The organism is Tigheibacillus halophilus (genome assembly GCF_042683165.1).
Taxonomy (GTDB): Bacteria; Bacillota; Bacilli; order Bacillales; family Amphibacillaceae; genus Tigheibacillus; species Tigheibacillus halophilus.
In genome coordinates, this window is sequence record NZ_JBHUIZ010000005.1 from 34,618 (window position 1) to 55,657 (window position 21,040).

General features: G+C 42.5%; 25 protein-coding genes. 3 read left to right on the plus strand and 22 right to left on the minus strand.

The window, feature by feature from the left end; translation table 11 throughout:
- Window positions 1–249: 249 nt before the first annotated feature.
- From yabG to metG, 6 genes are all read right to left on the minus strand, one after another.
- Window positions 250–1,167, minus strand: coding sequence for a sporulation peptidase YabG (yabG, locus tag ACFSMW_RS06305; RefSeq protein WP_390354055.1), 918 nt, complete (start codon window positions 1,165–1,167; stop codon window positions 250–252).
- A gap of 126 nt (window positions 1,168–1,293) precedes the next feature.
- Window positions 1,294–2,184 (minus strand): 16S rRNA (adenine(1518)-N(6)/adenine(1519)-N(6))-dimethyltransferase RsmA, encoded by an 891-nt coding sequence (gene rsmA, locus ACFSMW_RS06310; RefSeq protein ID WP_390354057.1) that lies wholly within the window; start codon window positions 2,182–2,184, stop codon window positions 1,294–1,296.
- A complete protein-coding gene (rnmV, locus tag ACFSMW_RS06315) occupies window positions 2,177–2,743 on the minus strand; it encodes a ribonuclease M5 (RefSeq protein WP_390354059.1) in 567 nt (188 codons plus the stop codon). Before rnmV ends, rsmA begins: the two co-directional genes overlap by 8 nt.
- Before the next feature lie 197 nt (window positions 2,744–2,940).
- Window positions 2,941–4,242: a ubiquitin-like domain-containing protein gene (locus ACFSMW_RS06320; protein ID WP_390354061.1), complete on the minus strand. Its 1,302-nt coding sequence runs from the start codon at window positions 4,240–4,242 to the stop codon at window positions 2,941–2,943.
- 257 nt (window positions 4,243–4,499) lie between these two features.
- Window positions 4,500–5,267, minus strand: coding sequence for a TatD family hydrolase (locus ACFSMW_RS06325; protein ID WP_390354063.1), 768 nt, complete (start codon window positions 5,265–5,267; stop codon window positions 4,500–4,502).
- 220 nt (window positions 5,268–5,487) lie between these two features.
- Complete coding sequence (metG, locus tag ACFSMW_RS06330) at window positions 5,488–7,446, minus strand: methionine--tRNA ligase (protein ID WP_390354065.1); 1,959 nt, start codon at window positions 7,444–7,446, stop codon at window positions 5,488–5,490.
- A 321-nt stretch (window positions 7,447–7,767) separates the two neighbouring features.
- Between metG and ACFSMW_RS06335 the strand changes: the two genes are divergently transcribed.
- Window positions 7,768–8,061 carry an AbrB/MazE/SpoVT family DNA-binding domain-containing protein gene (locus ACFSMW_RS06335; protein WP_390354067.1) on the plus strand — a complete coding sequence of 98 codons (294 nt, stop codon included), beginning with the start codon at window positions 7,768–7,770 and terminating at the stop codon, window positions 8,059–8,061.
- 44 nt (window positions 8,062–8,105) lie between these two features.
- Here the strand turns inward: ACFSMW_RS06335 and rsmI are convergent, their stop codons facing one another.
- The 9 genes from rsmI to tmk form a co-directional block, all read right to left on the minus strand.
- Window positions 8,106–8,996 (minus strand): 16S rRNA (cytidine(1402)-2'-O)-methyltransferase, encoded by an 891-nt coding sequence (gene rsmI, locus ACFSMW_RS06340; protein WP_390354069.1) that lies wholly within the window; start codon window positions 8,994–8,996, stop codon window positions 8,106–8,108.
- A 4-nt stretch (window positions 8,997–9,000) separates the two neighbouring features.
- The gene (locus ACFSMW_RS06345; protein WP_390354071.1) at window positions 9,001–9,267 is read right to left on the minus strand and encodes a GIY-YIG nuclease family protein; all 267 of its coding nucleotides are present in this window, start codon (window positions 9,265–9,267) and stop codon (window positions 9,001–9,003) included.
- Entirely contained in the window at window positions 9,257–10,000 is a 744-nt protein-coding gene (locus ACFSMW_RS06350) for a tRNA1(Val) (adenine(37)-N6)-methyltransferase (protein WP_390354073.1), read from the minus strand. Before ACFSMW_RS06350 ends, ACFSMW_RS06345 begins: the two co-directional genes overlap by 11 nt.
- Window positions 10,001–10,083: 83 nt before the next feature.
- Window positions 10,084–10,449, minus strand: a complete 366-nt coding sequence (gene yabA / locus ACFSMW_RS06355) for a DNA replication initiation control protein YabA (protein WP_390354075.1) — start codon at window positions 10,447–10,449, stop codon at window positions 10,084–10,086.
- 14 nt (window positions 10,450–10,463) lie between these two features.
- A complete protein-coding gene (locus tag ACFSMW_RS06360; RefSeq protein WP_390354077.1) occupies window positions 10,464–11,291 on the minus strand; it encodes a PSP1 domain-containing protein in 828 nt (275 codons plus the stop codon).
- A 4-nt stretch (window positions 11,292–11,295) separates the two neighbouring features.
- Window positions 11,296–12,285 (minus strand): DNA polymerase III subunit delta', encoded by a 990-nt coding sequence (gene holB / locus ACFSMW_RS06365; protein ID WP_390354079.1) that lies wholly within the window; start codon window positions 12,283–12,285, stop codon window positions 11,296–11,298.
- A gap of 150 nt (window positions 12,286–12,435) precedes the next feature.
- The gene (locus ACFSMW_RS06370) at window positions 12,436–12,876 is read right to left on the minus strand and encodes a YaaR family protein (RefSeq protein WP_390354081.1); all 441 of its coding nucleotides are present in this window, start codon (window positions 12,874–12,876) and stop codon (window positions 12,436–12,438) included.
- 21 nt (window positions 12,877–12,897) lie between these two features.
- Window positions 12,898–13,227, minus strand: coding sequence for a cyclic-di-AMP receptor (locus ACFSMW_RS06375; protein ID WP_390354083.1), 330 nt, complete (start codon window positions 13,225–13,227; stop codon window positions 12,898–12,900).
- Window positions 13,228–13,244: 17 nt separating this feature from the next.
- Window positions 13,245–13,877, minus strand: a complete 633-nt coding sequence (gene tmk, locus ACFSMW_RS06380; RefSeq protein ID WP_390354085.1) for a dTMP kinase — start codon at window positions 13,875–13,877, stop codon at window positions 13,245–13,247.
- 363 nt (window positions 13,878–14,240) lie between these two features.
- Between tmk and ACFSMW_RS06385 the strand changes: the two genes are divergently transcribed.
- Window positions 14,241–15,287 (plus strand): MerR family transcriptional regulator, encoded by a 1,047-nt coding sequence (locus ACFSMW_RS06385; RefSeq protein WP_390354086.1) that lies wholly within the window; start codon window positions 14,241–14,243, stop codon window positions 15,285–15,287.
- 159 nt (window positions 15,288–15,446) lie between these two features.
- Here the strand turns inward: ACFSMW_RS06385 and ACFSMW_RS06390 are convergent, their stop codons facing one another.
- On the minus strand, window positions 15,447–16,532 hold the full coding sequence (locus ACFSMW_RS06390; protein WP_390354088.1) for an N-acetylmuramoyl-L-alanine amidase: 1,086 nt from the start codon (window positions 16,530–16,532) through the stop codon (window positions 15,447–15,449).
- Between the two features lie 111 nt (window positions 16,533–16,643).
- Here ACFSMW_RS06390 and ACFSMW_RS06395 point away from each other — a divergent pair, with 111 nt between their 5' ends.
- Window positions 16,644–17,045, plus strand: a complete 402-nt coding sequence (locus ACFSMW_RS06395) for a Uma2 family endonuclease (protein ID WP_390354089.1) — start codon at window positions 16,644–16,646, stop codon at window positions 17,043–17,045.
- A gap of 111 nt (window positions 17,046–17,156) precedes the next feature.
- Here ACFSMW_RS06395 and ACFSMW_RS06400 read toward each other — a convergent pair whose 3' ends face one another.
- From ACFSMW_RS06400 to dnaX, 6 genes are all read right to left on the minus strand, one after another.
- A complete protein-coding gene (locus tag ACFSMW_RS06400) occupies window positions 17,157–17,351 on the minus strand; it encodes a sigma factor G inhibitor Gin (RefSeq protein ID WP_390354091.1) in 195 nt (64 codons plus the stop codon).
- A 148-nt stretch (window positions 17,352–17,499) separates the two neighbouring features.
- Window positions 17,500–17,766 carry a pro-sigmaK processing inhibitor BofA family protein gene (locus ACFSMW_RS06405; RefSeq protein ID WP_390354092.1) on the minus strand — a complete coding sequence of 89 codons (267 nt, stop codon included), beginning with the start codon at window positions 17,764–17,766 and terminating at the stop codon, window positions 17,500–17,502.
- Between the two features lie 134 nt (window positions 17,767–17,900).
- Complete coding sequence (locus ACFSMW_RS06410) at window positions 17,901–18,116, minus strand: YaaL family protein (RefSeq protein WP_390354094.1); 216 nt, start codon at window positions 18,114–18,116, stop codon at window positions 17,901–17,903.
- 24 nt (window positions 18,117–18,140) lie between these two features.
- Entirely contained in the window at window positions 18,141–18,737 is a 597-nt protein-coding gene (gene recR, locus ACFSMW_RS06415; protein ID WP_390354096.1) for a recombination mediator RecR, read from the minus strand.
- Between the two features lie 120 nt (window positions 18,738–18,857).
- Complete coding sequence (locus ACFSMW_RS06420; RefSeq protein WP_390354098.1) at window positions 18,858–19,178, minus strand: YbaB/EbfC family nucleoid-associated protein; 321 nt, start codon at window positions 19,176–19,178, stop codon at window positions 18,858–18,860.
- 48 nt (window positions 19,179–19,226) lie between these two features.
- On the minus strand, window positions 19,227–20,915 hold the full coding sequence (gene dnaX, locus ACFSMW_RS06425) for a DNA polymerase III subunit gamma/tau (protein ID WP_390354742.1): 1,689 nt from the start codon (window positions 20,913–20,915) through the stop codon (window positions 19,227–19,229).
- Window positions 20,916–21,040 lie beyond the last annotated feature (125 nt).

Here is a 21,040-nt window from a genome sequence, read left to right on the forward strand (position 1 = left end):
TTTTAATGTCAACAACAAAATACTAAGTTCTCTCATATTATTTTCAGTTGTTAACAAATTATGTATGCTTTTGCATGTTTTAGCTTATATTTTCGCAGCATTACTCTGTGTATGTCTCGTTTTTATTTTTTACGGCTTGAGGCTATTCCAGCGAAAAAAAGCCAGACCTTCTTCCGACCGTCAATGTACAAATAATATACATATGACTGGACGGTTCTGGCTCTGGCTCCGGATGAAGACAGTATTTTTCTATTCACCCAAATTGATATTCTCTTCTTCATCATCTTGCTTCATCTCTTCTTCTTCCAGCATATACGGCATGCCTGTACGCTGCATCCCCTTCGTTTCAATCCCTCCCAGACCCTTGTCTTTGGTCAATGTATTGCGAAGGGCATCCCATACATTTACCTTTTCCATAAATGGTGTATATGCTATCTTGGCGACGATATAAACCGGATCAAGGGCGTGGATATTCACACGCAGTGGTGAGCTTGCAAAGTTGGCTCCCGCTCTGATCAAAGACTCGAAATGAGATTGGCATGCACCTGCAAATATGACCGGTTGATCCAGATTCGGAGCGATTGCCCTCGCTTCACGGACGGTTTCCGCGAAATATCTTGAATGCCGGTATGCCCGCAAATCATTTTTTTCACCTTTTCCTTTTGAATAAGAGTCATGACCTGTGATGACAATAATGTCTGGCTGAATCTTCTTTACCAATTCCCCAATGCGAAGCGGCATGTCTTTTTCATGAATGTGCACACCATGTACCTGCAGACCAATCCGCTGATAAAGTTCAATGCATTTACGCAAATACATTTGATCCCCATCCAAATGGAGAACATTGGCAGGAAGCTGAAAGTATTGGGCATACTGATAACCGTCACTTGCCTGGTAATCACGCTTTTCCTTCATCAGCTGGTAGTCCTGACGGAATAGACGAAAGGAATAGTCTTCTTTCTCTTTCTGTTTCTTTTCGCGTTTGATCAAATCTCTTGCTTGTATTTTAACCAAGTCTTCCAACGGTGCATCGGCAAGCAAACGCATATCTTCACCATGTAATACTGCTTGGTTTTGTTTCATAGAGGCGACGCGAAAAAGCAAATCATGCTGGTGAGAAATCCTGGTAACCAATTCACCTGCAGAAAAAGCATCTACAGCCTTCATTATTCCACCCCGCTCGCCATTCTTAGGCTTAATACCATACACTATGTGCGATTAGAATAATGCGTGCATGGCCCAAATCGTGCGGGCAGCGTGCTTTACAGGAGTCCGCTGGTTGTTTTTTCAGCATCAGACGATTTGTTGTTCTTTCTTCCAAAAAGTATTGGCAAGTGAAGCGAATTCCTCCATATGCAGTGATTCACCTCTTCTGCCGCCATCAATGCCTGATTGCTGCAGCACCTCTTCCACTTTTTCTTTTGGCATACGTTGTTTGAAGAAAGAAATAAGATTGTTGCGCAATGTTTTTCTTCGCTGCGCAAAACAGGCCTGGACAAATTGAAAAAAGTACGTCTCATCGTTTACCATCACCGGTGATGTCTCACGCATCGTCAGCTGAAGTATACTGGAGTCTACATTGGGCTGCGGCATAAAAACAGTCTTGGGAACATTTGCCAATACTTTAGCCGTTGTATAGTATTGCACAGCGATACTGAGTGAACCATAGCTTTTGGAATTGGGCTCAGCTGCCATCCTGTCGGCCACCTCCTTTTGCATCATGACCGTCAAGCTGGTGATAGGTAAATGCTGCTGCAGGAGCTTCATCAAAATTGGTGTCGTGATGTAATAGGGTAAATTCGCCACCACATGCACAGGCTGCCCAGGATGGAAGTGATCACCCATCACCGATTGGATATCTGCTTTTAAAATATCTTCATGAATAATATGGACATTCTCATAATCCTGCAGGGTATCTTTCAAAATCGGCAACAGACGCTGGTCAATTTCGAATGCCACGACCTGATCGGCATGGATGGCAAGCTGCTCCGTCAACGCACCTATGCCGGGACCGATTTCAATTGCTCCACATTTTTTATCAATACCTGCTTTTTTCATGACATTCACCAAAATATTCGCATCCACCAGGAAATTTTGTCCCAAGCTTTTTTTGAATGTGAAGTGATATTTCTGAAGTATTTCTTTTGTTCTGCTCGGTGTTGCTATAAAACGTTTATCAGTCATGGTGGTCCTCCTGTTTTAGCGAATCGACGGCTTCTGCCAGCTGTGTCTTTGTAATTTGAAACATTTGCAGCCGTTTCAACAGTTGCTTGCCATTAGTATCCCCGATCTTCAGCATTTCTCCGATTTGTTTGCGGCGGTTGCTTGATCCCGTGCCCCCTACAAGGCCTAAAGCAAGCAAATCATCCTGGGTGATATCACTCACGCGTTCCTCCCCTGGTTCATATACACCCTGCAACGCATGGCGGATAGCCTCTGCCGTAGCATGTTCGATGCCAAGGCTTTTCCCTTTAGGACGTTTTGCGCGGGCTTGTGCTTTGGTTAAGAAGGCATGTTTACATCCTGGCACAGCCTGTTCAATCAGGCTTCGGATGCGCTGACCAGGGTAATCTGGATCCGTAAAAATGATCACACCGCGTTTTTCCTTTGCATGGCGGATCCGATCCAATGTCTCCCTGTCGATAGCAGAACCATTGGTCTCAATAGTATCAGCATCGACAGCTGCTTTTATTTTCACTGTATCATCTTTTCCTTCCACAACGATGATTTCTTTGATTTTCACCAATCTTCCTCTTCTCTATCACCATCTGGTCAATCTTGCCGAATCACCTGCTAGCGCGAAAAACCCTTGAGAAATGCAGTGTTTTTTCTAAAGGATTACTTTTTCAGTGGTAATGTATGTTAATTTATCAGACAATAAAAGATTTTAAAATAGAATATGCTCTCACCACTATAACATGGCAAGAGCATATATTTCATTCAATCTAAAATTTTTACGGTTACTGTGCGTGTGCCAAAAGCATGTGCCTGGCTGCTTGACGCCACATGCAAATCGATACGGTTTCCTTGAATGGAGCCGCCTGTATCTCCTGCAACTGCGACCCCATAACCCTCCACCCATACTTTTGTACCAAGCGGAATAACGCTAGGGTCCACAGCAACCACCTTCGCATTTGGATTTGATTTCAGATTTATTCCTGTCGCTGTAAAACCCGAGCAGCCGCCACAATTGGCGGTATACGCGCTAGCAGACATGGTAAGCGTTTTTTTGGAAGCCGATGGCTCCGTCCGTTCACTAGCTGCTTGAACTTTTTTTGTATTGTTATTGCTACTAGCAGCTGATTCCGGCTTTTTCTCTTCACTGTTTTTGACGTTTTCCGGCTTGTTGCTCATTTGTGCCACCGTTGCTTCAGGTTCCTTTGTTCCAATGACGATAATCTTGTTTTGCGTCTGCCTCAATGTTTCTTTAGAGACCATTTCCTTATCCGCATGCTTATTGTTTTTCTTCATCACCCTGTATTTAACCCTACTAAGACCATTTTTGCCAGCTTGTGTGACTTTCTCTGTGCCTTTGTCAATACTGTCGTCATATTTCTTGACCGTATCGAATGGTTCAGTGATCTCTTTCTCTTTATACGCATAAGCAATGCGTGTGATAGTGAGATCCTTGCCTTTTTTCACATGGTCATCCAGCTTATTATTCATTTTGTCATCGCTGTTATTCTTGTATGCTATGTCATTATCTGCGAGTACCTGCCCATAAGTTTGGTTTGCAGTGGCCCATACTTTTCTTTTTTTACCGCCATCATTGATGATGATCTGAAAAGCTTTAGCCAACTTCAAATGCATGCCATCTTCAATTTCATCTGATTCTTCAAATGTCGCCTCATCATGCGAAGATAGCTGCAACCCTTCGTTTTGCAAAAACTCGCCGACTGTTCCTGCTGTAGTTATGTAATGTTGATCTTGATTGTCTATTGTTAATGTGACGTCTTTTCCAGTTGTGAATGCAATATTCATGCCGTTTGCAAGCTTCTCGTTCAACCGGTGTGACAAGGCGTCATGTTCCCCTGGTGTAATGTTCAATTCTTCAAGAAGTTCAGCAACTGTTTTTGCATGTGTTTGGATAATTTTTTCTTCCCCGTCTTCCGCAAAAGCCACTTCAACCTTTGTCATCTGAAAAATCATGATTCCCGAGAATGCCAATAATGCAATAATCCCAAGACTGGAAATCGTAATTTTCAGCTTTGACGCGAACAATTGCTTTAGAAAAATTCGCATGCACATTGCCTCCTTTAATCGTGTTGATTATATAAACAGACTTATGGCACTGTCAAAGCTATTACGATTACGGTTTAATTACAGTTTGGTTACATTTAGCAAGTCCTGCCAAAAATTTTATTTTGTTTTGTCCACTTTAAACCGTTGATATAAAAGGATTTTATGCATATTATCCATGTATGTTTTTTTCTTGTAATATGAACGACATTTCAGTTGAAAAAAATTAACATTTTTTTCCATTTCAAACGATTTAACCATCATCCAAGCTTAAAAATGTTCCTGGCATTTTTTGTTGTCTGCTCACTTAAAGTGGCAAAATTCATTTCACGGAGTAAAGAGATTTGTTCAGCTACTAATTTCACATAGGCAGGTTCATTTCTTTTCCCACGATTAGGGTGCGGAGCTAAAAATGGCGCATCGGTTTCAACCAATAGACGATCAAGTGGTACCTGTTTAGCCACTTCTTTCGGCAAGGGCGCATTTTTAAATGTGACAGGACCACCGAGGGAAATATAGAAGTTCATATCCAGACACGCCTGCACGTGTGACACATCGTCATTATAACAATGCATGATCCCGCCTACCTCGTCAGCATTTTCTTCTTGAAGAATGCGGATGATATCCTCTGTCGCCTCTCTGTTATGGATAATGATCGGCATATTCACTTTTTTAGCTAGTCTGATTTGTTGACGAAACACCTTTTCCTGCACATCTTTTGGTGACTTATCCCAGTGATAATCCAACCCCATTTCACCAATAGCGACCACTTTGGGATGGAAGGAGAGCTCTTCAATCCACTTCAGATCTTCCGCTGTCATATCTACAGCATCGACCGGATGCCAACCGACGGATGCGTATATATTTTCATACTGCTCGGCAATTTCAATCGCCAAGGGGATCGTTTCACGGTCAAATCCGACGACATTCATATACTTCACCCCATTTTCGAAAGCCCGATGGATCACTTCTTCTCTGTCTTTCATAAAATCTCTCGCATTTAAATGCACATGTGTATCAAATAACATGGACAACGCTCCTTTTTTGTCATATTCGCCTCATTATGTTCCCTTCCGGCTGACCTCCAAATTTGGATCATTTAGGCTTTTCCTGTATACCAAAAGTTTTGAAAAAGCTTGCGTTTGTGGTCAAGTCTAGGCCATTCAGGTAAACCAGGTACCATTATGAAAAGATCGTAAAAAATAATCTGCTCCTCCACGGAAAGTGGAGAAACAGATGTTTTGCATGCTATTTTACAACTGAACCGTTAGGTAATGACTGATTGGCAATGGCCACTGCCAATTTTCCGCTTTCTGGATCCTCCCCAGATAAAATCATGCCTTCAGACATTTCTCCACGTAGTTTTACAGGTTTCAAATTAATGATACAGATCACTTTTTTACCGATCAGCTCTTCTGGCTCATAGTACTTTGCTATACCAGAGATGATTTGTCTTTTCTCAGAACCGAGGTCAAGCTGAAACTTTAACAGCTTGTCAGCGTTTTTCATTTTCTCACATTTGACAACTTCTGCAACACGCAGGTCCATTTTCATAAAATCATCATACGTGACTTCCGGCTTTTTCTCAGCTGTTTCGACAGCATTCCCTTGCTTATCTGCAGCAGGACCAGACATCATTTCTTTAATGGCTTTGATTTCAGCTTCCACATCAAGCCGAGGAAAAATTGGTTTACCTTTTTCAACCTTACCGGATGCCACTTGGCCTTGTCGATAGATACTGTCCCATTCTGTCAACAGCTTATCCTGAATACCCAGCTGACGGAAAATCTCAGCAGGCGCCTCTGTCATGAATGGCTGCAGCATTACACCGATCACTCGCAGGGAGTCTGCCAAATGAGCCATCACATTACCAAGCCGTTCCTGATTGGCACCATCTTTCGCAAGCTTCCAAGGTTCTGTTTCGTCGATATACTTATTCGTCCGGCTGATCAGTTGCCATAAAGAACTAAGAGCGACAGAGAACTGCATATTTTCCAGATTCTCCTCGACTTGTTCGACCGTCTCGGAAATGAAGCTCTCCAGCGATTTGTCAACTTCTGTCTCAGAAGCGGTGTATGCTGGCATCACCCCATCAAAATATTTATTGATCATAGCGACGGTACGATTGAGCAAATTGCCGAGATCATTGGCTAAATCGAAGTTTGTCCTCTCTACAAAACCTTCAGGAGTGAACACGCCATCATGGCCGAATGGTACTTCCCGCAATAGATAGTAACGAAGCGCATCCAACCCATAACGGTCGATCAGGGAGACCGGATCGACAACATTCCCTTTGGATTTCGACATTTTGCCATCTTTCATCAGAATCCAGCCGTGCGCAAAAATTTTCTCTGGCAGCGGCAGATCCAATGCCATTAACATGATCGGCCAATAAATAGTATGGAAACGGACAATTTCCTTGCTCATCAAATGAACATTGGCCGGCCAGTATTTCTGAAACTTTTCATCATGTTCAGTGCCATATCCCAATGCGGAAATATAGTTAATCAAAGCATCTACCCAAACATAAACGACATGTTTCGGATCCCCTGGAACTTTGACGCCCCAGTCAAACGTTGTACGAGAGACTGCCAAATCCTCCAGGCCAGGTTTGATGAAGTTGTTCAGCATCTCGTTTTTCCGGCTCACTGGCTGAATGAAATCAGGATGATCCTCATAATATTTCACAAGTCTATCGACATACTTACTCATTTTGAAGAAATAGGACTCTTCCCGTACTTTATCCACTGGCCCGCCACAGTCGGGACAATGCCCGTCCACAAGCTGACGTTCAGTGAAGAAAGATTCACAAGACGTACAATACCAGCCTTCATATTCGTCCAAATAAATATCACCCTGCTGTATTAACTGATCAAATACTTTCTGGACGACTTCTTCATGGCGCTTTTGAGTGGTCCTGATAAAATCGTCATTGCTGATTTTAAGTTTTTTCCAAAGATCCTGGATGCCGCTGACGATTTCATCGACATACTCCTGCGGTGTTACGCCTTTTTCGGCGGCCTTTTTCTGTATCTTTTGACCGTGCTCGTCCGTTCCTGTCAAATACATCACATCAAAACCGCGCATCCGCTTATACCTTGCCATGACATCTCCTGCCACTGTCGAATACGCATGCCCTATATGCAACTTACCGCTCGGGTAATAAATTGGTGTGGTTATGTAAAAAGTTTTCTTTTCTTCCGCCACTTGTTTTGCCTCCTTTTACTTCACTAAACATGCAGTTATTATTCTATTGTATCTATTTTACATCAGGATTTCCATTATCAGACGATTCCAATCAAAGATATGGCTAAAGAACTGCCATTTCGTCGAAATTTGCAGAGAAATTACCGAACCTGGCGGGAGGATTCTTGCCGATTCTTTATGACATCTTCATCATGCAACAATAATTGTCTAATTTATTTTTATTTTTTATATTGACACAAATATACAATACTGGTACTATATTCCTAGTATATGTCGAACCTTGACGAAATTCATATTATTTTCTTGAGGGGAGTCAATTTTATGAAATCAACGGGTATTGTTCGCAAAGTGGACGCTTTAGGAAGGGTTGTCATTCCGATTGAATTGCGTAAATCTCTGCAAATCAATGTGAAAGATTCCTTGGAAATCTATACTGACAGCGATAAAATCATCCTGAAGAAACATCAGCCAAGTATGGCTTGCCAGCTGACGGGGGAAGTCTCTGAAGACAACTTATCTTTAGCCGAAGGCAAATTGATTTTAAGTCCTACTAGTGCAAAACAACTAATCGATGAATTACAAAACCGTCTCAACACGGAAAAGATTGCGGAATAGTGGAAAGCAGGCGCCTTCATATGAGGCACCTGCCTTTTTGCGCTTCATTCTCCCAGCTGATGGTAAGCTTGGTAAATCTCTCGCTTCGGTTGCTTTCTCTCCGCGGCAACGCGTTTGATCGCTTCCTTACTTGTAATTCCTTCATTTTCTATGATATAGGCGACATGTTCCTTGGCAGTGAGCTGTTCCTCTTCCCACCACTTCTCAGGGGACAGTTCATCTGCTGCATTTTCATTTCCTGCAACCACCATGCAAAACTCACCTTTCAGTTCCCTGCCAGCTGCCCAATCCAATAATTCTTCTATTGTACCGCGCGCATATTCTTCAAAACGTTTTGTAAGTTCTCTGGCTAATACTATCTGTCTACGGGAATCAAAGATTTTTTGCATCGTCTGTAATGTCTCTTTGACACGATAAGGGGATTCATAAAGAAGGATGGATGCTTGCATATAATTCAACTTTTCCAATTCAATCTCCTTATCCTTTTTCTTGCGGGGGAGAAACCCGTAAAACAGGAAGGATCTCGTATCCAACCCGGAACCGACCAATGCGCAAAGCGCTGCATTAGCTCCTGGCAAGACCACCACATCGATATCATTTTCAATTGCCAAGCGAACCAACTCCTGACCTGGATCGGATATCGCAGGCATACCTGCGTCACTCACAGCAGCAATCGATTGACCGGATTGCAGTTTCTCAAGCAGCAGTGTTCCCCTGGTTTGTTTATTATGTTCATGATAGCTAATCAGCGGCGTCTTGATTTCAAAATGATTCAGCAGTTTTTGTGTATTCCTTGTATCTTCCGCAGCAATCATATCGACAGCCTTCAATATACGCAATGCCCGAATCGTGATATCTTCCAAATTTCCAATCGGGGTTGGCACGATATATAATTTAGGTGCATACTCCTGGTCAAAGCTTTTTTGAATGTTCATTTCGCTACTCACCTTTCTCCGCATTTCGGATCAGCTGCAACTTTTCCTTGCGGTTCAGCTGTTTAATGGCATACTCCCGGGATAGTGCCGCTCCTTTTGTCGAAAAATTCTCCACATGCACCAGTTCAAAAGGTCCGCGCCCCCGGGTATATTTGGCTCCTTTGCCCTCTGAATGCATTCGCAGGCGATTCGGCAGATCATTCGTATAGCCTGTATAAAGCGTGTTGTCACAGCAGCGGAGTATATAAACGACATGTTGCTCATCCGCCATAGATGATTTCCTCTGCCTCTTTTGTATATGCGCCATTTTCCTGATAAATATACAATGGCGGAAGAATCTTCAAATCAGCCTTGCCGTCACGGATTCCTTCGATCAGCAATGTATTTGCTTCACGACCCTGTTTGGGGTAAACCAACCGCATACGTTTTGGCTCAATGCGGTACCTGCGCATCAATGTCATGATATCAACCAATCTTCCAGGGCGATGGACCAAAGCGACTTTTCCCCCTGGACGGACATGCAGCTTACAGGCTTTCACGACATCTTCCAATGTGCAATACACTTCGTGGCGCGCTATGGTCAAATATTCATTGTGGTTGTACTCTGTCGGTGCTGGTGTTTTAAAATAAGGCGGATTGCATGTGACCAAATCAAATGTGCTGTGCTGAAGAACGGGCTGCATTTTTTTCAGATCACCGCAAATCATACGGATTCTAGTATCAAGTCCGTTCCACTCCACGCTTCTTTTTGCCATATCATAAAGCCGCTCCTGGATTTCCACACCGCAAATGGAGGCATTTGTACGCTGGGAAAGCAGCAATGGAATGACACCATTGCCGGAACAGAGATCCAAAATACTGCCTCTTTTAACAGGTACAGTCGCGAAATGTGCCAGCAGGACCGCATCCAATGAAAACGAAAAAGCAGTCGGGCTTTGAATGACTTTCATCTGTTTATTAGCGAGCAGATAGTCCATCCGCTCATCATCACGTAAAAAAACCATGTAAGTAGTCCTTTCCAATATTTCTTTTTCGACGGTTTCCTGCTAAACAAAAGCTGTCCCAGTGAGCAAGGACAGCTTGTCTATCATAATTGATTTTTTTTGCTTAAGAGTTCTAAACAGAAAATGCAATCTTCGTCCTGCCTCGGACTGCCGAATTGCAAATTGCAGATGTGGAAGCCTTCCTCATAAATTCTTGCCAGGTTATCATAACCTTCACCTGGCGGATTGCCTTTTTCAGGTTCACGGTACGATTCAACTTCATCACCAGGTATCTCATTGTCTTCCTGAAGCTGCAAACGATTTCGCAAATGATGATTTTCCATTTCCAAACGGTTGTTTTCCTCAAGCAAATCACTCAGCTTATTCTGCAAATCGCCCAGTTGTTCATAGAACTCACCTATTTGTTTTTTCATATCCATTACCTGATCAAAAATTTGTCTTTTTTTCACGCTTGTTCACCCTGTTATTTAGTGGCTTGCGTTGTTATGATACCTTCTTCAATCATCTCATCCACTGTATATTCAATTACTCGTTCCTTTTCCGCAATTTCAATCTGAATCAATTTTTCCAGAATGTTGACACCGACGACTTTTCCACTGCCATACGGTGTGTGGATTTTTTGACCTAAATCCGGCATTTCCTTTTTGGCGTCTTCATACATGTCGTTTTCATATTTCAGGCAGCACATCAAACGGCCGCACAATCCCGAAATTTTCGCCGGATTCAGAGAAAGATCCTGATCCTTAGCCATTTTAATCGATACCGGCTCAAAATCTCCTAAAAATGTCGAACAACACAACATTCTGCCACACGGCCCAATCCCGCCAAGCATTTTTGCTTCATCACGGACGCCAATTTGGCGCAATTCGATTCTCGTTTTGAATTCAGCTGCCAAATCTTTGACCAGATTGCGAAAATCAATGCGGCCATCTGCCGTGAAATAGAAAATGATCTTATTGCGGTCAAATGTGAATTCGACATCTACCAGACTCATTTCAAGGCTATGTGCGCTGATTTTGTTGGAACAAATGGCGAATGCTTCTTTGGCAGACTCCTGATTTTCCAAAACAAGCCTTTTATCGGCATCATCAGCAACACGGATCACCTTCTTCAGCGGCAGGACAACATCCTCTTCATCGACCCGCTTATGCTGAATGACTACTTTCCCAAATTCTACCCCGCGTATCGTTTCAACAATCACATAGTCATCATTGCTGATATCGAAACACCCGGGATCAAAATAATATATTTTACCCGCTTTTTTAAAGCGGACACCAATCACGTCAAGCATTTCATCACCCCTGTATTTGAAGTACAAGTTGCTCCATCACCAATGTAGGGTGCACGTTCTGCTTCAGTTTCTGCTTTGCTTTTAGAGTCAGCTGCAATATAAAGATCAGCTTTTCCTGGGAAAAACGGATGGCAAGTCGATTGATTTTTTCACCATCAGGCTGAAAAAGTACCATTGATGCCGTTTTCTCCATATGGAAATATAAAATGTCCCTAAACCCAAGCAACAGCAAATCCAGCCCCATCTCTTGCTGATCTCTATCTTTGAATAGAGATTCCCATTGGCTATGTATGGATAAGTATGCATCATTAACACTTTCAGCAAGTGCTTCTATTAATTGTACCATTGTTTTTCTTGCTTGGGCAAACCAATCATCATCATTCAACCGAAAAGCTTCATCCATATCATTTGTCAATGTACTTACCAATGCGGCCTGGGACTCTGAGATCCCTTTATCCATAAGCTCCTGTTTGAAACGCTGTGGGTGAAGCGGCTTCAAATCGATAACCTGGCATCTTGAGCGTATGGTTGGCAAAATGGACTGGCTATTTTCAGTCAACAGAACCGCTATCGTCTGTTTGCTTGGTTCCTCTAAAAATTTCAATATCCGGTTAGCAGCATTTACGGTAAGCGTATCAGCCGCAGAAACGATATACACCTTTTTATTTGTTTCCATGCCGGAATAAGCAAATTCTTTCTGCAAATGGGCAACTTGTTCTTTCTTAATGGTTTTGCCTTCTGGCTGGATCCAATGCACATCAGGGTGATTGTGAGAATCGATTCTTTTGCACATATTGCATTGGTTGCAAGGCTCTATCCCCTCTGGGTACTCGCAAAAAAGTGTTTTCGCAAGTAATGTAGCGACAGCCTTTTTTCCCGTTCCACGGGCTCCTGTAATTAAATAGGCGTGAGATATGCGGTGTTTTTTAATGCTATTCGTAATAATTTTGCTTGCCAGCGGCTGAGCCTCTGCCAATTCTGCAAATGTTTTCATGCCATCCACCCTTTATATTTCAAGCAGCAACTACCATTAGTATATATTCTAACAAAGTTAAAGATATTTTTGTTCATAACTGCAATATGAGCGTTCCCAGTCAGACTAAGAACGCTCAAAAAACTTGTTTCTACCTATTATAATAAATAGTCACATATATATATTGACCAGCAATCCTTTGATTTCACCGATAGTATCCAGCAAATCAACTGTTTTCTTTTCTTGATCCAATACATCCTCTGTCAACTTTACCAGTTTTTCATCCACTTTTTTGACGGTCGTCAAGTTACCGGCATGGCCAGACATGCTAAAGCCATAGGACTTTTGCAAATCATAGCCATTGCCAATTGCTTCTTTCAAGAATCGTTTGACCATCTGCTTGAATTTAGCTAAATCACGGAATGAACGGAATTTAGAAAGCCTGTCTCCCTGTTCAGAAATGTCGGCAAGGAGCTTCTGCATTTCATTCTGTTGCAATTGGTGTGTCCGGGATTGTACCATACGGTGAAATCCCTGCGTACCATCTGCAGCGGTTTTCATATTCTTCTTGGCAGTATCAAGCTGTGTTGCCATTTCCTGGGAAATTTTCATCGTACGGGCTCCTTTTATACACTAAAACTGAAAGAAAGATTCGATTGGCAGAATAAAAACTGTTGCACCGCCAACCTCCACTTTGACGGGTCTTGGAATATATGAGTCGGCATTGCCTCCCATTGGAGAAATAGGCGCGACCATTTGCTCGCGATGCGAACAATTATCACGGATAATATCGAGACATTCATCTACATAGGCATCCTCGCAGCCGATCATCAATGTCGTATTCCCTTCTTTTAAAAACCCGCCTGTCGAAGCCAATTTGGTCACCTTGAAATTTCCTTCTCCCAAAGCGTCCACCAAACGGTTTGTATCTTTATCCTGTACAACTGTAATGACCAATTTCATGGTAATCCCTCCCATTTTTAATGGTCCTGCAAAAAGTTTGTGATCACTTTCATTGCTTCATTTGCCACTTGTTCAAGTCTCTGACTTGCATCAATTGCCTTTATGCGCCTGGAATCTTTTTGAAGCAGCATGCGATATGCTGTATAAACTTTCTCATGATATGCCAGATTTTCTAAATCCAAACGATTTCTTTCTCTATGTGTATTCGCTGCGATGCGTTCTAATCCCTGCTGTGGTGAAATATCAAAGAAAATCGTTATATCAGGCATCGTATCTTCAATTGCAAATTGGTTCACCATAAAGACTTCTTCCATATCCAACCCGCTTGCATAACCTTGATAAGCAAGGCTGGAATCGATAAAGCGGTCACATACCACTATTTTGCCCGCTTTAAGCGCTGGCAAAACCTTTTGCACCAGATGCTGTCTCCTTGCTGCGGCAAAAAGCAATGCCTCTGTGCGGCGGTCCATTTCCGGATGGTTTTTGTCTAACACGATATCCCTGATTTTTTCTGCAATCTCGATGCCGCCGGGTTCCCTTGTCAGCAGAACATCATAACCCAAATTGGAAAGCTTCTCTTTTAATAAAGGCAACACTGTCGTTTTCCCAGCGCCTTCCCCGCCTTCCAATGTGATAAAATAACCGCTCAATGTATTTTCTCCTTTTTCATGCAATGCCAGCTGCACAAACCTGTGAACAGCTATCATAAATGTTAACGTAATTATTTATAGTTTGATTCATGTTCATTACTTTATTAAACATAATTTAATCCCTGTTCATTACTTTTTTATTATAATTTAATTCATATCTATTGTAGCATGTTTCGATTGTTTTTTTAAAACATACATAAAAGAAATTTCAACGGCCCTTTAGAAGTATGGTTATCTAAGAGCGTTTTTACCAAGTAATCGATTTTAATTCGTATTAATGGATTGATATCGTAAAGAATTTTAAAAAAACACTTTACCTTCCCCCATGGTCAACGTTTATGATAAAAACTGGAGGTGGTGGCAATGCGTATCCTGCAAGCAGCTGAAACACTGCATACAACGGCGAAGGCCATTCGATTTTACGAGAAAGAAGGCTTGCTGACGCCTGAAAAAGATATAACAAACGGTTATCGCAATTTCAATGAGAAAAATTTGCTGCGATTAAGCACCATTCTGGCATTACGTGAAATCGATGTTCCGGTAGCTGATATCAAAAAATTGCTGGAAAATGACGACATGGATATGAATCAGTACCTGAATATCCAGCGGTCAGCTCTCTTTGAAAGGTGGCTGGCCATCAAAGATATGATCCAAACCATAGATCAAATGGTGAAACGAACAGAGGGAAAGGATTTTCAGATGCAAGATATACATGAATTAGCGAAACAATTGAAGCATATCAAAACAAAGCGAACAGAGTGGCAAGATCGATGGAATTTCAACGATCAGGCTGATGACTATGATGACAACATCAAAATGCAAGGATACCGTTTCAATGTGCACCAAGACTATGATAAGGCACTGCAAATGGTTACTGATTATGTGCAAATGAAAACAAATGATACCTGCCTTGATATTGGCATTGGCACAGGGAATTTGGGTGCGAAGTTCCTGCAAAAGGGCGTACATGTCATTGGAGTCGATCAAGCGGAAAATATGCTGGAAGCCTGCAAGCAAAAACACCCTGAAATTGAGGTGCGCAAGGGACATTTTCTCGCCTTGCCTGTGTTGGACCAGCAAGTTAACGCCGTTGTTTCCAGTTATGCATTGCATCATTTACCTGATGCCGAGAAATTACTCGCCTTCGTGGAAATGGACAGGGTATTAAAAACAGGCGGTCAAATCTGTATTGCCGATCTGATGTTTGAGAATGGCCGTCACCGAAAGAAAGTCCTCGAAGCGTTCCAAGAGGCCGGTAATGAATTGGCAGTTGATGCCATAGAGGATGAATATTATGCTGACAGATCCATTTTGGAAGATTGGCTGACCAAGCACCGCTATCATGTGGCGGCCATAACAATCAATGATATCTTATCCGTTATACACGCAGTCAAGCAGCCTGCTTTATAATTGCGGCTGGCTTATCGCCCAGACAGAGGTATTCGTGTGGAGGGTAAAAAAGGGAAAACTCATCGTTTTGCATAGGAGCATTGCTTAAAATTGTTGGTGGTTAAGTAACATCATATCTCCATACGAAAACCAGGCGCTGTATCAAACGCCTGGTTTTCGTCATTTAAAATAATCTTCCAGCCCTGCTGTGATACCTTTGGCAACTTGTTGTTGATAGGCCTCGGTCTGCACTTTGGCCCGCTCTTGCGGATTACTTAGGAAACCAAGTTCTATCAGCACAGCCAAATCCTTGTTATGACGCAGCACATAGTAATCAGCTTTCCTTGCACCGCGGTCAGCAAGCCCGATATGGCGAATAAGTGCTGACTGAAGCTTTTTTGCAAGCTGTGCATCTTTCCCGCCGCTGTAATAAAAAGTGTTCAGACCAGTTATACTTGTGTTCGGGTAAGAATTGAAGTGAAGACTGATGAACGCATCCGTCTGATGAGCATTACTGATTTGCACCCTTCTTGCCAGCGATATAAAACGATCGTCTGTCCTTGTCATGGTAACGGCAGCGCCCTGCTGATTCAAGTTCTTTGCTACTTTTTTTGCTGTACGCAATGTCAACGTTTTCTCCAGCACATCCGCCCCTTTTGTCCCAGGATCTTTTCCGCCATGACCAGGATCAATCACAAAATGATAGCCTGACAAAGGTTTCTTTTGTTTTTGGTGTTTATTCTTTTTTTCTATATTGATGGATGATGACAGCTTTCTCTCCGCGCCATCTTTCTTTTGCCATTGATCATTCCTTGATTGCTTTGATGGGCTGACAGAGTCATTGTCATGGGTTTCATTGGATTTGCCTTCTGCTTTTTTTCCTTCCGCTTGCTTCGTTTCTTCCTTTTTTGCTTGCTTATCATTTGTATTACTTTTTGCTTTATCGGTTTTCTCCTGTATATCTTTTTTTTCCGGCTTTTTCATAGAATCTGTTTCATCATTTATTCGTGTAAGATGATGCATGGCCACCCAGGCTTCCTGACCATTGAAAAAGGTCCTGCCCCAGCCGAAGGTTTCCGAAAAAATAGTTACAAGATCACCTTTGTACAGTTCGGATACTATTTCTCCCTGTGGATCAGCAGACGCCCGCACCATTAACTTTTCCGAATTCACCTGATATAATTGTCCGCTTTCGGCTTCAACTTTCGGAATAAAAAATAGTAGGAAGGCAAAAACAGCCAAGCCGATGGCTAGTGTTTTTCTCATGAAAAATTCCTCCTTGATAGAATGCTATATTGCAAGGTTTGCCAAGAAGGAAGTCTATTATACATATAGGCTAGAAAATAGTTTGTCAGTTTGTGTGAAAAAGTGACGGCCTTGAATAATATATTCACAAATTCTGCACCGATGGACGTTTGTCTCTTTGCTGATGAAAATTCAAAACCTGAAGACATCATGGATTGGGTGCAGCCAGATCTTTTTGTGGTTTGCAATCCAGACAAAATTGGTGAAAAATATATAAACGGAGCACCGGATTTGGTTATAGAGGTGCTTTCTCCTTTGACAGCAAGAAATGATCGGATGATTAAGTTCAACAGTTATCTAAAGGCCGGAGTACGGGAGTATTGGATAGTCGATCCATATAATATGTCAGTCGAGGTTTATCTTTCCAAAGAAAAAGATTTCAAGCAAACGGCTGTTTATGTAAAAGATGAACAGCTGACAGGGCATATTCTGCCAGAGCTGCAAATTGATTTGAAAAATATATTTAAAGAATGATTTGGCCCACCCACATAGGGCTATTTTTATGTCAAAAAAATAGCCTTTGCAACACGGCAAAGACTCGCAACTTCATATATTAATAGGGAAGGAATACAAATTGGATGGTTATTATGAATATAATTTAGGCTGGCTGATATTTTTAAGTTTTTGCAAGTAATAGTGGTACTTTTCTTCACGTGGTTCTGTGTGAATCATATTATACTCACATTCGCAGCAAATAAACATGTTGTACAAATGGATACCTTGCTCTTTTTTCTCCTCGCATATGCCACAGCTTTCCCATTCCAATATTGGTTTTGCCATGTTCCCACCTCCATACTTCTATCATCTCCGAATCTCGTAAATATATACGTCTCAATCAAAAAAATTTCATAGAAAAACAAGCTGCTATGGGGACAGCTTGTTCCGGTCTCTACAGATAAGACGGCTTTGTGTGTTTCTTCCATCCATTTCAAACAAATATGAACATTTGTATGGCGGCAAGGGAAGCAACACCGAAGATTCCCAAGAAACCGGAAATAAACACCGTGAAGAGATTGATAGGCACATGCAGCCCGATTGCTCCGCCAAATACGTTAAGGAAGAATAAAAACAAAACACCGATACCAAGCTTGACGATGCCTTGTCCGATAAAACGCATCGGCTTTACAGGGGCGCCAACAAACAATAAAATGATGATCAGCGCGACGACAATTGAAATGACAACCGTTGAACTCACTGGACTTCAGCTCCTTTGATCCTGTCCTTATATTAGTATGTATGTTTCAACCGGTACATGTAGAACTGGGGCAGCTGTATATGTAAAAAAGAGACAAGGGAACTTTCTCACCTTGTCTCTTTGCTCTTTTATTTTCAATTATAACGAATCGCACTAATTTTACGGTGTCTTGCTTCGCGAAGCAAGTATAGATATTTCGCTTGTGCTAAAGCGACACTGTTTTGTCCATCCATTGTCGGTTCAATACTTTGGGAAATGATGGAACGGAGCTGCTTCCATTCCGCTTCCACTGTAAAGACGGCGTCCAATAACGCATTGTCAACATCTTGCTTTTTTAGCTTCTTGGCCACGGTATCACCCACCCATTTAAACTACTACAGTTCTCTTCTACCCTCAAGTGCTTTGGATAATGTCACTTCATCGGCATATTCCAAATCACCGCCAACTGGCAGCCCATGGGCGATGCGTGTTGTCTTGATGCCTGACGGTTTGACAAGCCTGGAAATATACATGGCAGTTGCCTCACCCTCAATGTTCGGGTTGGTAGCCAATATCAGTTCCTTCACTTCTTCATCCTTTAGTCGATTTAATAGTGACGGAACATTGATATCCTCTGGACCAATGCCATCCATCGGAGAAATTGCCCCATGCAGCACATGATATTTGCCATGAAATTCTTTCATTTTTTCCATCGCAATCACGTCTTTCGGATCCTGTACAACGCAGATGACAGAGGTATCCCGACTGGTATCCTGACAAATGGCGCAAGGATCCTGGTCAGTAATATGGCCGCAAATGGAACAATGTGTCAGTTCACGTTTGGCATTGATCAATGCTTGTGCAAACTCCATCACATCATCATCTTGCATATTCAAAACAAAAAAAGCCAGTCGAACAGCCGTTTTCGGCCCGATTCCCGGCAATTTCGTAAAACTGTCAATCAGTTTGGAAATTGGTTCTGGATAGTACATCAAACGCCCTCCTAAAAGCTAAACCAATTACAGGCAATTGTCGCTTGCCTGTAATTGGCTGGCCAGCACTGTCGTTTCCTCATCAGGATAGCGCCGGGTAACAGGATCTCCCTATTTATTTTAGAACATGCCGCCGCCCGGCAAGCCTTTTGTGAATTGCCCCATCGTTGCATTGGACTTTTCATCTACTTGATTTAGCACATCGTTGGTAGCTGCCAGTACTAAATCCTGCAGCATTTCCACATCATCGGGATCTACGACTTCTTCTTTGATCTCTACGTCAATGATTTCTTTTTTGCCATTCGCTTTTACGGTTACCATACCACCGCCGGCAGTCGCTTCAAACTCCATCTCGAATAATTCTTCCTGTGCTTTCATCATCTTCTTCTGCATTTTTTGCATCTGTTTCATCATATTGCCCATATTTCCCATACCTTTCATGGAAAACGCCTCCCTTATACATGGAATGTAGGTTATTTTATATATTCGTCAATCATGTATCTGAATCAAATCATCGCCTGCAAGCTTTCTTGCTTCAGCAATGAATGGATCTTCTGCTTGCTGTGCATGCTGCTGCTCATCTGCTGACTCATGTTCCTTCACGTATTCACTGCGCAGCGCTTTCCAATCGTCCACCGGTATCGGAATGATGGTCAGCTCTTTTTGTACGGTGCCTGCGAGCACATTTTCCACCATTTGACGATTATCCAAAAACAAGGAACAGTGAATTTCGTATTTGAATGCTACCACAACGGTTTTCTCCGATGCTGCAACAGGCTTGGAATCCTGAATAGTAGCATGTGCAGGAGCACTTTGTGCTTTCAGCTTGCTTAAAAAGTTCGCCCACTCGCCTTGTACTTGCTTTAATGATTGTTTTTGGGCATCTTGCAAGCACATGCGCACCTTTTCATAAGGTATTTTATAACTGTTTTTCGTCTGTCTTGCCGGCCTTTTGCGAGGCTCAGCTGGTGTTTGTTCATTCACCTGGACTGGAGTTTGTTTTATTTTCTCCATTTCTTTTTCCAGTTGGGACAATTTATTTTTCAAATGGATGATTTCTGTTTCGTCCACATTGTTTTGCGTGTCGGATTGATGATAGCGATTTGTGATGGAGATAATTGTGATTTCAATGAAAACCTTCGGATTGTTCGTCCACTTGATTTCCTGCTGACACTGGTTCAACTGCATGATAGCGTCTTGAATCCAATTCCCGGTAAGCTTCTCAGCCAATTCCTTGAATGCGTCATCAAGCATGGCACGTTCCAGGATACCCGCTAAGTCCGGTGCACTTTTATACAACAGGATATCACGCAGGAAATAGATCATATCGTATACGAAGCGCCCAGGGTCTTTTCCGTTCTGTATCAACTCATCCAATAATTTCAGTGCCTGCTGCATATCTCTTTCAAACATGCTGTCGGCTATTTGTGTCAAGATTTGCTGAGAAACACCGCCAGTAACTGCAAGTACATCCGAGAGTCCAACACTTTCGTCGCTATAAGAAATGGCCTGGTCCAGGATGCTTAATGCATCACGCATTCCGCCTTCAGCAGCCAGTGCGACTGCATGGAGGGCATCCTCGGAAACATTGATTTCTTCTGCTTGGATGATGTGCCGCATCCGTTCGATAATAGCTTGATTGGAAATTGGTTTAAAATCAAAACGCTGGCATCGGGATATGATTGTCAGCGGGATTTTATGCGGTTCCGTTGTCGCCAGAATAAAGACAACATGCTTGGGCGGTTCTTCTAACGTTTTCAATAAGGCATTGAAGGCGCTTGTCGAGATCATGTGCACCTCATCAATGATATACACTTTATAAGCAACCGCACTTGGGGCATATTTCACTTTATCCCGTATCTCACGTATATCTTCCACACTTGTGTTGGAGGCTGCGTCAATTTCAATGACATCTGAAATCGATCCGTCCTGAATGCCGAGGCAAGCCGCACATTCATTACACGGTTCTTTGGCAGGCTGGTGTTCGCAATTTATCGCCTTGGCAAATATCTTCGCCGCACTTGTTTTTCCTGTTCCCCTTGGACCGGTAAACAAATAAGCATGAGAAAATTTCTCTTGCACCATCGCATTTTGCAATGTTCTTGTGATATGCTGCTGTCCTGCGACATCCGCGAAACTGCGCGGACGCCACTTGCGATATAACGCCTGATAGCTCATCATTCACGACCCCTTCTACCATATCTTCCTAATTATATCCTATTTACCGGGTGAATGTGAAGGATTTTCAATGTGGAACTGTAATGGGGTCTGGCAACGCATTAGTGTAGTGGAGGAGACTGCGC